This is a genomic window from Bacteroides sp. HF-162 (assembly GCF_015679285.1).
GTDB classification, from domain to species: Bacteria; Bacteroidota; Bacteroidia; order Bacteroidales; family Bacteroidaceae; genus Bacteroides; species Bacteroides uniformis.
The window spans coordinates 4037126-4050507 of the sequence record NZ_CP064937.1; the positions used below are offsets into that span (position 1 = coordinate 4037126).

Annotated in this window: 10 protein-coding genes and 5 pseudogenes; 7 read left to right on the forward strand and 8 right to left on the reverse strand. The window is 40.3% G+C overall.

Annotation, left to right across the window (positions count from 1 at the left end):
- Positions 1–540 precede the first annotated feature (540 nt).
- From ITJ87_RS17195 to ITJ87_RS17205, 3 genes and pseudogenes are all read left to right on the forward strand, one after another.
- Entirely contained in the window at positions 541–1242 is a 702-nt protein-coding gene (locus ITJ87_RS17195) for an iron-sulfur cluster assembly scaffold protein (RefSeq protein ID WP_005831848.1), read from the forward strand.
- Positions 1243–1260: 18 nt separating this feature from the next.
- Positions 1261–2271 (forward strand): GGGtGRT protein, encoded by a 1011-nt coding sequence (locus tag ITJ87_RS17200; RefSeq protein WP_057089564.1) that lies wholly within the window; start codon positions 1261–1263, stop codon positions 2269–2271.
- A 333-nt stretch (positions 2272–2604) separates the two neighbouring features.
- Positions 2605–3314: pseudogene (locus ITJ87_RS17205) on the forward strand (phage integrase SAM-like domain-containing protein); the annotation flags it as partial.
- A 19-nt stretch (positions 3315–3333) separates the two neighbouring features.
- Here the strand turns inward: ITJ87_RS17205 and ITJ87_RS18840 are convergent.
- A pseudogene (locus tag ITJ87_RS18840) lies at positions 3334–3498 on the reverse strand (IS982 family transposase); the annotation flags it as partial.
- Between the two features lie 94 nt (positions 3499–3592).
- On the opposite strand from ITJ87_RS18840, the gene ITJ87_RS17210 reads away from it, so the two are divergent.
- Complete coding sequence (locus ITJ87_RS17210; RefSeq protein ID WP_370540408.1) at positions 3593–4813, forward strand: IS256 family transposase; 1221 nt, start codon at positions 3593–3595, stop codon at positions 4811–4813.
- Here the strand turns inward: ITJ87_RS17210 and ITJ87_RS17215 are convergent.
- Positions 4751–5611, reverse strand: a pseudogene (locus ITJ87_RS17215) (IS982 family transposase). The gene ITJ87_RS17210 and the pseudogene ITJ87_RS17215 sit on opposite strands and share 63 nt — an antisense overlap.
- A 182-nt stretch (positions 5612–5793) precedes the next feature.
- Here ITJ87_RS17215 and ITJ87_RS17220 point away from each other — a divergent pair.
- Positions 5794–5967 (forward strand): hypothetical protein, encoded by a 174-nt coding sequence (locus tag ITJ87_RS17220; protein WP_158562782.1) that lies wholly within the window; start codon positions 5794–5796, stop codon positions 5965–5967.
- A gap of 366 nt (positions 5968–6333) precedes the next feature.
- On the opposite strand, the gene ITJ87_RS17225 is transcribed toward ITJ87_RS17220, so the two are convergent.
- From ITJ87_RS17225 to ITJ87_RS17240, 4 genes and pseudogenes are all read right to left on the reverse strand, one after another.
- Positions 6334–8112 (reverse strand): S41 family peptidase, encoded by a 1779-nt coding sequence (locus tag ITJ87_RS17225; protein ID WP_117601683.1) that lies wholly within the window; start codon positions 8110–8112, stop codon positions 6334–6336.
- A 17-nt stretch (positions 8113–8129) separates the two neighbouring features.
- Positions 8130–10295 (reverse strand): hypothetical protein, encoded by a 2166-nt coding sequence (locus ITJ87_RS17230; RefSeq protein WP_117964210.1) that lies wholly within the window; start codon positions 10293–10295, stop codon positions 8130–8132.
- A gap of 693 nt (positions 10296–10988) precedes the next feature.
- Positions 10989–11138: a phage tail protein gene (locus tag ITJ87_RS19035; RefSeq protein ID WP_117601680.1), complete on the reverse strand. Its 150-nt coding sequence runs from the start codon at positions 11136–11138 to the stop codon at positions 10989–10991.
- 160 nt (positions 11139–11298) lie between these two features.
- Positions 11299–11754 (reverse strand): annotated as a pseudogene (locus ITJ87_RS17240) (transposase); the annotation flags it as partial.
- 20 nt (positions 11755–11774) lie between these two features.
- Here ITJ87_RS17240 and ITJ87_RS17245 point away from each other — a divergent pair.
- A pseudogene (locus ITJ87_RS17245) lies at positions 11775–11912 on the forward strand (GGGtGRT protein); the annotation flags it as partial.
- A 433-nt stretch (positions 11913–12345) separates the two neighbouring features.
- Here ITJ87_RS17245 and ITJ87_RS18845 read toward each other — a convergent pair.
- The gene (locus tag ITJ87_RS18845; protein WP_229135049.1) at positions 12346–12579 is read right to left on the reverse strand and encodes a transposase; all 234 of its coding nucleotides are present in this window, start codon (positions 12577–12579) and stop codon (positions 12346–12348) included.
- A gap of 140 nt (positions 12580–12719) precedes the next feature.
- Here ITJ87_RS18845 and ITJ87_RS18850 point away from each other — a divergent pair, with 140 nt between their 5' ends.
- A complete protein-coding gene (locus tag ITJ87_RS18850; protein WP_229135050.1) occupies positions 12720–12884 on the forward strand; it encodes a hypothetical protein in 165 nt (54 codons plus the stop codon).
- A 219-nt stretch (positions 12885–13103) separates the two neighbouring features.
- Here ITJ87_RS18850 and ITJ87_RS18855 read toward each other — a convergent pair whose 3' ends face one another.
- Positions 13104–13247: a hypothetical protein gene (locus tag ITJ87_RS18855; protein WP_226791205.1), complete on the reverse strand. Its 144-nt coding sequence runs from the start codon at positions 13245–13247 to the stop codon at positions 13104–13106.
- Positions 13248–13382: the final 135 nt, after the last annotated feature.

The following is a 13382-nucleotide window of genomic DNA, read 5'->3' on the forward strand; positions in this document are numbered from 1 at the left end:
GTGGCAAAGGTAAGAAATGAATTGCGAAAAAAGGAATCATAAGGACCAATTCTGTTCTGCTGCAAGCAGATTCAGCATATCTAAGAGGAAAACGTCCAAAAACTAGCCGCATACTCCCTGAAAACTAAGTACGGAATCGGCACCTATTATTCTTACCACAGCTGTTGTAAGAAAACAACACAGCCGTTGTAAGAAAACGACACAGCTGTTGTAAGAAAGGAACACAAGTGTAGTAAGAATAATAAGTAGGGAGTTTGAGGACAGTTGCAGGCACTTTCCCAACAAATTAATCCTAAGTTCCGGCATAACATTTCAGCCGCAGGATGACAGCGGATAACGCAAACTCATTTTTCAAAATCTGCTTTCGGGCGTACAAAGCAAAAGTCTGAAAAACATCCGCCGAACTACAATTTCACATTATTATAGAAAAAAGTCAAATTGAACAGTTGGCAGAAACGGGGAAAACAACTAACTTTGCACCCGACTAATAAAAGTAGACTACGTTTTTTTTAAATTATATCACTTAAAAAAGAGCTAATTATGACTTATTCACACGAAGTGGAACACATGTGTGTTGTGAAGAAAGGTCCTAACCACGGACCGGCTCCTATTCCCGAAGAAGGTAAATGGGTAAAAGCTAAAGAAATTGTTGACATCTCTGGTCTGACACACGGCATCGGCTGGTGTGCTCCTCAGCAAGGTGCATGTAAATTAACCCTCAATGTAAAGGAAGGCGTTATCCAGGAAGCTTTGGTTGAGACTATCGGTTGCTCCGGTATGACTCACTCTGCTGCTATGGCATCAGAAATCCTCCCGGGAAAGACTATCCTCGAAGCATTGAACACTGACCTCGTTTGTGACGCTATCAACACAGCTATGCGCGAACTCTTCCTGCAAATCGTTTATGGTCGTACCCAATCTGCTTTCTCGGAAGGCGGTTTGATGATTGGAGCTGGCTTGGAAGACTTGGGCAAAGGTCTGCGCAGCCAGGTAGGCACATTGTACGGAACGTTGGCTAAGGGTTCTCGTTACCTGGAAATGGCAGAAGGTTACATCAAGACTATCGCTTTGGACAAGAACGACGAAATCTGCGGTTACGAATTTGTTCATCTGGGCAAGTTTATGGATGAAATCAAGAAAGGTACAGACGCCAATGAAGCATTGAAGAAAGTTACCGGTACATACGGCCGCTTCACTGAAGAGCAAGGTGCAGTTAAACACATTGACCCACGTCACGAATAATATAAGGAGGAAAGACATATGATTAGAGAAGTAAAATTTGAAAGCCAAGACCGTCGTATCAAGCAGATTCTTGCCGCATTGAACGCAAACGGTATCAAAGACATCGAAGAAGCCAATGCTATCTGCGAAGCTCATGGTCTCGATCCTTATAAGACTTGTGAAGAAACTCAGCCCATCTGTTTCGAAAATGCAAAATGGGCATACGTTGTAGGTTGCGCCATCGCCATTAAGAAGGGCTGCAAGAACGCTGCTGAAGCTGCTGAAGCTATCGGTATCGGTCTGCAGGCATTTTGTATTCCGGGTTCTGTAGCTGACGACCGCAAGGTTGGTATCGGTCATGGTAACTTGGCAGCCATGTTGCTGCGCGAAGAAACCAAATGTTTCGCTTTCTTGGCAGGTCACGAGTCATTCGCTGCTGCCGAAGGTGCTATCAAGATTGCCGCTAAAGCTGACAAGGTACGTAAAGAACCTCTGCGTTGCATCCTGAACGGTCTCGGCAAGGACGCTGCACAGATTATCTCTCGTATCAACGGCTTTACATACGTTCAGACTCAATTCGATTACTATACAGGTGAACTGAAAGTAGTTCGTGAAATCGCATACAGCGACGGTCCCCGTGCCAAAGTAAAATGCTATGGTGCAGACGATGTTCGCGAAGGTGTGGCTATCATGTGGAAAGAGGGTGTGGATGTATCCATCACTGGTAACTCTACGAATCCGACCCGCTTCCAACACCCGGTTGCAGGTACTTATAAGAAAGAACGCGTATTGGCTGGTAAGCCGTACTTCTCAGTAGCATCCGGTGGTGGTACTGGTCGTACTCTGCACCCGGACAACATGGCTGCCGGACCGGCTTCTTACGGTATGACAGACACTATGGGTCGTATGCACTCAGACGCTCAATTCGCTGGTTCTTCATCAGTTCCTGCTCACGTGGAAATGATGGGATTCCTCGGTATCGGTAACAACCCGATGGTAGGATGTACAGTGGCTTGTGCGGTTGACGTGGCTACTGCCTTGAGCAAGTAATTTAAGTTACTTAATATAGATAAGCTCCTGTAATCCTTGTGGTTGCAGGAGTTTTTTATTTATGGTAACTTGACTTAGATAACAGATTGAAGCACCTTGCATCACTCATTATTCAGAGTGAATGAATGGTGAATCAGTAAGGAGATAACAAGATAAATCCTGCTTTATTTAAGTCCAAACAACTCATGTAAAGAGTAGCCAATTACCCCTCAAATCAAGCCATAAACAGGTTACTTTTGCAGCCGAATTTGCCATTCTTTAAAAACGGCTGCAAGAAGTGGCATAATCAATTATAATACAATGTGATACACTCCATATAACATTTAATTTAAAATGGAGAAACATTATACAATGGTTTACTTTTCATTAAGAGAAAGTAAACAAAACAAGAAAGGTCTATCACCTATTGAGGTTTCAATCACCACGAATGGAAAGAGAATCTACTTTAGCACAGGCAAACACGTACCTGCTGCTGATTGGAACAAAGAGAAGCAAGCTATAAAAGGCAAGAGTGAAGAAGCGCAGCTAATCAACGGTTATCTGATTCAACTACGGAATAAGATATATCAGAAAGAAATTGAACTACTCCAAAAGGGTTATCTTATCACTGCTGAACTATTGAAGCTATCACAGATAAGGTGGAAGCTCTGAACGAAAAGACTTTATTGGATGTTCTGAACGAACATAACACTGAACGCAAAGCAATGGTAGGTAAAACTGTTGCCCCTGCCACCTATTGGGTGTTTGAATATACAGGCAGATTATTCAAAGAGTTTATTCAGAAGAAATATGAGCGTAAGAACTTATATTTAAGAGAGATAAACTTGGGCTTCATTCAAGGATTCTATGCCTACCTTTTAGGAGAGAAGAAGATGGGAAAAAACTCCTGCACCAAGCATTTAAAGTTCTTAAAGAAGTTGCTAAATTTAGCTGTCGCCAACTCTTATATATCCTACAATCCTGTAAATGCTTATAAAGTAGAACGCGACCCCGTAGAAGTAGATTTCTTGGATGAAGAAGAATTGAGAAATATTATTAACTTTACGTGGGTTCGAAATAAAATCAAAAAATAGCAAGTTGTCCGTCATTGACAAAATTTACGTCAATGGCGGGTTGCTTTTCAAAAAAGCAGTATGCCGCCGACAAGGAGTTGGCTATAAAATTATTGAATGAACGATGTCTGGAGTGTTCTATCTACGCAATGTTCTTCAATTCGTCATTGACCGTGGCACTATAAAATATTTTGTGTAAATGGAAAATACGGGATTCAAAATCGAGTTCCGTATTTTTTATTTTATACATTTACCAAATGAAAAAGATTATGAAAGAAAAGAATCAAGTAGTGCCTGATGAGGTATTAAGCAAGGAGTTCCTTAGCCAGTTCAAGACAGAAGCGGATGTGAGCAGGTTTCTGAATCAGTTGCATGCGCAGGTATTGGAAAAGATGCTTGAAGGTGAGATGGATGCCCATTTGGGGTATGAGAAGAATTCCGTGGCAGGGAACAACACCGGCAACTCCCGGAATGGCAGTTATCCGAAGAAAATTCAGACCGGACATGGAGAGTCTGTCATCTCCATTCCGCGTGACCGCAACGGGCAGTTTGAACCGATAGCAGTCCCCAAGCATGAAAGCCGGGGACTTTCTATAGAGAAGCTTGTTATCTCCCTGTATGCCAAAGGAATGAGTGTTTCCGATATAGAGGAGGAGATGCGTGAGATTTATGAAATAGAGCTCTCTACATCAGCCATTTCCATTATTACAAACAAGGTAAGCCAGGCTGCGCAGGAATGGCAGAACCGTCCTCTGGATCCGGTCTATCTGATAGTCAGGATGGATGGTATCGTCTTCAAGGTACGGGATAACGGCAAGATTATAAACAAGACCGTCTATCTTTGTGTCGGTCTGAAACAGAACGGCCTGAAGGAAGTCCTTGGCATGTGGGTCGGCAAATCGGAAAGTTCCTCTTTCTGGATGGGTGTCCTGACCGACTTGAAGGCTCGTGGAGTGCAGGATATACTGATTACCTGTACTGACAATCTGAATGGATTTACAGATACCATCCGTACCGTATTCCCCCAGTCATCCACTCAGATCTGTGTGGAACATCAGATCAGGAACTCCTGTAAATATGTCGTTTATAAGGATAAGAAAGAGTTTACGGCGGATATGAAGAATATCTACAATGCACCTAATAAGGAAGTTGCTGCCGCAGAACTTGACAATCTGGAAAAGAAATGGGGAGGAAAGTATCCATACGCCATACTTTCATGGAGAAACAACTGGGATGATCTGACTGTTTTCTTCCAGTTCCCATTGGAAATCAGGAAAATAATCTATACCACAAATCTTATTGAGAATCTGAACGGAAAAATCAGAAAGTACACCAAATCAAAGCTTTCATTCCCGTCGGACGATGCCGTAAAAAAGACCGTGTATCTTTCACTTATGGAAATTGAAAAGAAATGGACAATGCCTATTTCAAACTGGGGATTGATTATGAACCAGTTTATGCTTATATTTGAAAACAGAATCCAGATATAAGAACAAACTTACAACTGAATCCTGTTTCCATTTACACAAAATTTTGGACAGTACCTTGACCGTTTCGATTAAGGCTCTTTTTCTGAGCAAAATCTTGTCGGCAATACTCATCAGTGAATTCTTCATATTGTTTTTAACTTTAATGACAAGCTGTATACCATTAAGAAAAAGGTTCTCAAACAGATCCTAACCAATATACCCTTTGTCTGCGCATAGTTTTCCTTTGATGTTCTCCAGAAACTTACCTTGCTTCAACGGTTCCCGGTCATCCACGTTTCCAGGCGTGAACATGAAATCGAGAATCTCACCCTTGTCATTGATTATCAGATGCAACTTGAATCCGAAGAACCATCCCATTGAACATTTTCCACGCTCGGCAAGTCCCTCAAATGTCTTATAAATAAGGAGTCTTTGGTTACGACAAACACGTAAGGGGGTGGAGTCGACAAAACTGATACCAATACAGGTTCCCAGCAGGACTTTTTTGATGAAGATGGTCATGGGAAGCAATACTTCCTTCTCCAGTTCCACAAAACGGTTATAAGAAACCTGACGAGGGAAAAGGTGTTTCAGATGTTTACAGACATACCCCTTATAGTAATGCTTGAAACAGCGGAAACCACCGGAGTGAAACCGGATTAGAATAACCATAATCTCAGCATCACTCATACGGTTGGGCTTGTTACAATACTTGGTCTTCTTATACTCAATCATATATTTTTCCTGTTGAAATGTAAATTCCTTGCAAAAATCATCGGCCATACAATAAATCTCTGTAACTTTAGACTCTGGAAACATAGTGGTAATCGTTTAAATGTTATAATTGGACACTATAATTTTAATACTTTTATCGCTATGTTTCTAATTATCAGAAAAATATATTTATTCTTATTTCGAATTCACGTGATTTAAGGTATGAACGCACTGCTTTCTGCTATTACAGAAAGTACAAGTGCAAATACATTCAGCTTCATGTAAAGATGAGCGAAGAACCCGTACACATCTTCATCATCAAATACGGACGAAGCACCCATCGGAAAGTGCTACTCACAACAGACACCTCCATGTACTCCGTCAGGGCCTTTGAACTGTATGAAAGACGTTGGGGCATAGAGGTCATATTCAAGGAATGCCGTGGATATTTAGGTATTTGAAAAAATAGAATTTATGGAGAAAATTTCAATGGCTTTTGGTTCTACAATACCGAGGTTATTCAATTACCATCCAAAGAAAATATAAACGAACCCCATGCCAATATCTACCCTTCCTGGCCGTGCGAAATGATTCAACCCGAACAAAGATCTGAGCAAAAACCGAAACCTTGAGAAAAAGAAGCAATTCCCTTACCACACCACATAACAGCCAAACGGGACACATACCACAAAGGTACATGTCCCGTTTTTAATTGTAACAATTGTAACGTAACGGCTGGTAGCGGCAAAGAAACTGATCAGAAATAAACCCCAAAAGGTGTGTCACAATGACAACATAACACACCTTTTATTGATTAATACATCTGATTATTTTTCTGTATAGCGTCGTATGATAGCTCCGCCCATTGGTTGGATGGGTCTGTTATCCCACAGATCACCGAAGACATTCATTGAGTGAACTGTTCCATTATAAGAAGAACGAGTTTGAAGTTGCGGCTTCTCTCCATTTTTTATCCACGTCAAAGCAATGTAGCCTAACTGGTCTTCCATCGTACCAAATTCACCCGGGTAAATGGCAGAATCATCAATTTCAACATCGGGAACAAATCCTGATGCATAATCTCCAAAACCTTTAGCATTTTTAATGTAGAAGCTGACAGGGTATAGATAAAAGTCATAGTTATAGAAACTACGTACCACACCTTCCATACCTACATTCTTTCCATTCGTTCTTTGACCGATAAGATTAACTTCTAAACCTAATCCACGGAGACCATTGATTACCATTTCACTGGCAGAAGCCGTTGTCTGACTAGTCAAAACATAGACAGTTTTTAGTCCCACAGCATGTTGAAGTGCTATTTCCAACGGTTCATAAACGCGTTCTACAGTTTCCTTGACACCAATTTTATAATCTCCTCCTTCCCCTGCATTGGTACGGTCTTCGTTAAATTGAGTATGTGCATATACCTGACCTTTATAATCAGCACCGACAATTAGGGTACCCATCATAGCACTAGAAAGCACATCACCACCATTATTATAACGTAAGTCAAGGATTAAATCAGTGACATGCTGCTGGCGGAAATATTCAAAGGCGGCCATCAAATCTTCATCAAAGTTTATATTGAATCCCATATAGAGTAAATAACCTACTTTTTTACCGGTACCTTCCATTTCTACTACCTTATGCTGATAGATAGCCGGATCTATAAAGGTTGCTGAGCCCAACTGCAAAGTGCCTTTCGGCATGAGTATGGGCGTAGACCCATTGTCCTCCCATTTTACACGATTCACAGTAACGCTCACATTACCATTATATATAAGTTCTCCCAACGCTTTATAATTAGCATCAGTAACAGCTGTACCGTCTACTTCAGTAATAAAGTCTCCGCGTACTAAACCTATCTGATCTGCCGGAGTACCTGGAGTAACCGCCATAACGGCATATCCGATAAAGTCTGCACCAAGACGAGTGGCTTGGAGCAAATATACACCTGAACCATATTGCTCTTGGCCTACTACCCGGGTGGTAGGAGCATCGCTTTTTAAGGTAGAATAATAATACATACGTTTTTTACCTTCCCAAAAACCATCATCGTGGTTGATCTCATCTTGGTCAGATACCCCGTCTAATATACTTTGGAAGAATTGATCGTAGTTGATACTGTAGTCTAAGAACAGATTATCAATCGGACGATTCCACAAATAATTCTGCTTCATATAAGCGGCTACCCATTCATTAACAGTACGGTACTTTCCATCACCTTGTTCTATGGAGCCCTCTTTTTGTTTGACGTTAAATGAAACAGAATTAGCAAAACCTGATACTTGAAGGGTTATGGTCGCTACACGGGCTGCCGTTTCTTCGTTTTTTTCTATAGTTAATCGCAGTAAAGATTCTCCCGCTACACCCGACGGAGTCTTCACAACGCACCATTCAGCAGAACTACTGGCTGTCCATTCAGCCTCTGCCATAAATTCAAAATCTATAGTTTCCCCTTCTATAATGGCTTCATTTTCATTTTCCCATAAAGCCTCTGAGACTCCTGTGCCTTGAATCAATTCATCATCGTCACTGCATGATGTCATAGTAAAAGTTAGCATGAGCATAACTATCAGCACCCTGTTAAATATCTTTTTCATGACTAATCTATTTTTAGTTATTTATATCTTTGTTCTACGGCCATTCTACGTTTATCTGCCATAGAAATATTATCTAATGTCAATACAACGTGCTGCGGCACCATAATGTGATCTACAGTTTTTGTGGTAGGCATTACAGCTCCTTGATTAGTATCACGTGTTAAGATGATTTCATCTGAGGCTGCAAAAGTCATATCACCCCACCATTGGCTTGAACCTGCCAGAACACCAGGATAATATTCAAACGAATTATCAACAGCTTTCTTGATAGTTATGGTAAGGTCATCGCTTACTTCTATCGGAAAACTTAGGGTCATATCAGTGAATTGATCACTGTTAGGACGTTTAGCAAATCCATGAAAATATATTTCGTGCCCGTTGAACTTTGCCATAGCATAATCCAGTTCACCATTTACAGGAGCACTTGTTGAAATGGCATTGCCTTTATTAAATTCGATAAACCATTTGGGACCATAATTGGCATCAGCTTCGTCTTGAGATGATGCCCATCCGTTGGCTAACAAAGTTTCCGGAGAGGCATACTCTACACCACTCGGAGCAAATCCTAATACAACCAGACGATTCTTATCATGATATGCCTTTTCGGTAGTTTCGTTTACCCCTGTGGCTATAACAACAGGGAAGGTTACATTCTGGCCCGTAACATCTTTAGTAGTAGCAGTATATTTCCCAGGAAGTTTAGCCCGGACTCCATTACCATCATACTGAGGCAATGTGGCTGTTGTAAAGTCGTGTACTACAGAAACACCTACGCCTTCTTCATTGGCGGCATAGATGCCAAATTCATATTCGGTATTTTGCGACAAATTGTCACTGCTTTCGAGCAGTAAACCTTCTGCTGTCATAGCTGCCGCTACTTGTTCTGGCGTCAACGATGAACCATTATTGGCTATGACATCGCCAGCAGTCAAAGATTCATTACCCGGACGGCTAAGTACTTCATTAATAGATCCTCTCGGGAAGATTCCAGCTACCATGGAAACGGTATGAGTAGTCTTGATGCGGAAAGCAGCCTTGTTCCAGGGTGTTTCTACCGATTCCGGCGTTGCGCTCAGTTCCGGCAGCGGACCTATAGGCTCACCGGTTCTAAAATCATACAGCAGTAATTTTTCACGGTTGTCTTTATCAAATCCTACAATTCCTACCTGATAATCAGTATTCGGCTTTAATCCCTTTGCATTGACCACGATGGATCCTGTGCCTTCGTTGCTTGTTTCACTCCAAGGTCCTATAATCATACGGCGTACAGAAGCTTCGCCTTCAAATGACATATAGTCAAATTCGGCTTTTGTATTTACATGATATCGGAAACGTTCGATACCAGCTTCTGGTATAATATTAATATCTGCTGTCATAGAAGTTATGTTCTTGACCATGACTTCTATGTTGTAAGGAGCCTTCCCCGCTTTTTTTGTTTTAAAGACCAGAGTCTTTACAGCCTTTTCATCAACCGTTCCTTCTTCGTTGAGTTCACCGGCAATCACGATAAACTCCATATCTGAATAAATATCTTGGCGGAATCCCGAAGCATCAAGAAATGTAGTATCAAATAAGTAAGTTTTATCTTCAGTGGCTTCTGTCCCAAAAGCATTAACGTAGGAAGTGGGAGTACCACCTACTAAGTTGATGATATAATCAAAATCTGATTTAGAAAGACAGACATGTTTGTATTTAGCAGCACCTTCTGGCTTCATGATATGATAGGAAAATGAAGTGGTTCCTACGCTTTCCAATGAAATCATGCCACTATATGGTTTATGGGTATCTATGGGCTGAGAAAGAATTTCACTATAAACGAAAGGATTAATGGTTCTGACAGCTGCATAAAGCATATAGTTAGAGTCGCCTGTCAAATCAGTAAGAGTAATTTTGGCCGTTTGGGAATCCTTTTCAAATATACCTGCTGTGCCCTCTTTGAAGAGCGTCTTTGCATCTGCTATTTTTTCTGCATCAGGTAATATTACATAGGCATAATCCGTTGCATCGCTTGACGAAATGGAAAAGGATGCGGTAGTTCTGGTTACATCACTGACCTCGAGATTTATTGAGGGAGGGATTGAAGTAACTACTTTACTTTCGTCATCGTCACTGCATCCCAGTAAACCCATCAAGGACATAAGTACAAATCCGACCATGCCCCCAAAATAATAAGATGTGCGCATAATTAAAAAAATCTATTAAAAATATAAAAAAAACAATATCATTACAACGGATAATAAATGATAAATCGGCACGGCACCGGCTGTTCTTCTTTCAACCAGCCTGTGACAGATATTCAGTATAATTTCTGTAGCACTCATATTTTAGTAATTCAATAATGCAAAGATATATAATTTTAGACAATAAAAGCAAAAGAAGGTGGGAAAGTTGTCAACTATGTCTGAAAATTAGGATATTCAGACGAGACATGCAAATGATATCCTCAAAAATCATACAAAAAACTCCCATCCTATCATCACTGACCAGACGAGAGATTGGATTTATTATTGGGGATATGTTATCATGGCTAAACAAAGGTAAGGGATATGTCAGGCTTCCGGTTATGCTGGCGTGATAAAAACAGCCTGCTATGGGATACCCTCCACAAAATCCTTCAGCCAATATAACCGGATGATGACTAAATTGTATAAAGGGTTGGGATAATATAAGTTCCCAATTATATACTTTAATACACTAATAACACAAAATAAAAACCGCACCCAAATTCAAACTTAGATGCGGTTTTTATTTATCTATATTCAACTTATACTATCTTATATCACAATTTCATTATATAAACCAAAGTATAGTTACAGTATCATTACCGCCAGTATCACCAACATTAAATGTACTTCCACCGCATATAAACTTTCCAATTAAATTAGTGACCCATCACATAATGCCCATCCATTTGGTATAGAACTACCTTTAAAGGCTATAATCATACCTGATACAAATCGGGCAAATACGTCTTCTATATCAGCTTTTGTAGGACATTCATTTGACGCCAAATCATTCCATGCCATATTATACCTCCTTTCTCAAAAACAATTCAACACTGTGGGTGGTTTTCGTCACTAAATTAAATGAGGGCAGAAATATTAGGGAACTTTCTTTATACATATAAATCTATATTTTAGTATTGATTTATAATATGTCACTACTGTCCACTAAAAATGGACAAGGTTAAAAATTAAATAAATTCGGTTCACTTGAATCATATTGGTCTTTGGCATTTTTGAAATTCGATTTGTCGAACAAGTCACTAAGATGTGTTTTGTCAGTTAGAGAGATTCCGAGAATTTGGAGAACTTCATAGGCGCTGCGTTCTAATTTCATATCGTGTTGTACTATTGCTACTAAGCAGTAAGTAATTATCTCACAATAGATTTGTATGAATACTGCGTTTTCTGATGTTCCCCAAAACTTCTTAATCCTCAGGTGTTGTTTTATCCATTTGAAGAATAGTTCAACACTCCATCTGTTTCGATAAAGCGATGATACTAACTCCGCAGATGCGTCAAGATTGTTCGTCAGGAAGATGTATCGTGTACCGTCTTCAGGATTCTCAATGATGAATTTTCTAAGTTTCTCGGGGTAATCCTTAGAACTTTTATAAACCGTAAAGCATCCGATTACATTTACACAAAATATTTTATAGTGCCGACGCTCAGTTCGCTGGTTCTTCATCAGTTCCTGCTCACCTAGAAATGATAGGATTCCTCGGCATTGGTAACAACCCGATAGTAGGATGTACAGTGGCTTGTGCAGTTGACGTAGCTCAGGCTTTAAGTAGATAATCATCTGATACACAGATTACGACAAAGATCTCTCCTTAGGGAAGGCTCTTCTTGTTTTAACAGACTTCCACGCTATCCTTGCTCTACTCACCTATACCCATCATCCTTTAGCATCATCACCTTATCAATTGTGACGATGCCCTATATTATACTCTATAAATTGCCACATTATCGCTAATTCTGTGACATACTTGTGACGGGGTATCTATACCGTCACAACAAAGTAAAACATTCATAAGTCACTATTGTATCAACTCATATCAAAATCATATTAAACACCTCCTATCTTATATTATTAATGGCATGTAATGAAATTACTTCAATCATACAACTTTATTTACTTTACACCTCTACCTTCAAATTCAAGAACATTTAGTTTACATTAGTTTCCCCTCTATAATATGGTTAACTTCGTATCAGATTAATTCAATTATCAATTATCAAACTGCTTGCTGTTCTTGAGGTTTCCAAATACGGCTTCCACATCCTGCAGTCGCTGATTGCGATATTTAAGGCCTTCCGGTGACATGAACTTTTCACGTTCTATTTCCTTGATTTTTCTCAGACGGTGATTCACCTGTACTATCCTTTCCGAGCGGCTTCTGTGACACCGGCATCTTAACGGGCAGCCCTTACAGTTATGTACCCTGTATCTTGGTCTGCACAAAACCGTTGCCTGTTATCCACCTTGCATCGGAGAGTCTTTCCATTCTCTGTCCCATCGGACAATACATGCCGTCGGTTTCTTCATTATAATAAAAGTAACTTCAGAAACGGATTGTTTCTGAAGTTACTTTTCTGTTCTTTATGAAAATAATTGTACTTTACGAAGCATGCAATGCCATGTCTGAAAGCATACAGATAGTTCTCTTCACTTCCGTATCCGGCATCACAGACAGATACGTCAAGATATCTGCCATAAAGGGAGAGGATAGGTGGAAGTATCACCTACACACTGATGGAGAGTTATAGCCCAAAATGAACTGGTTATTGGTACTGATCTGGGAATTATATCTGGAGTTGAATTGTCCGTTCCTCATATGCTCCTCTTTCATGCGTATGAAAGTGGCGTCATTGTCTGTCATTGGGTAGCTGTTACGTCCACCAAGTATTTTTCCCTATAATCCATATTTTTTGAGTTGTTCAGGCCATGACTTCCTTAGACGTCTTACCTTTGCTTTCATTTTCCTGTCAGCATCCCCCGTTCAGGGTATCATCTATCTGCACGAGTGCCTTTTCCACTTTCTTCGGGGTGATATCCTGATATGTGACCGGAGCGGAATCACGCAGTTCCTGTTTAGTGACGGAGCCCCAGACGAACCCGAACTGGATCATTTTGTGGAATAAAATCGCCTAAATATGGAGGCAAAAGCTGATTATCGTTGGAGGTGTAACTTTTAAACATTATCCTTGGGATATCTTGACTTGATTCCCTAAGATACGAAAAATTAGGGACACGGGCAAGTTCTG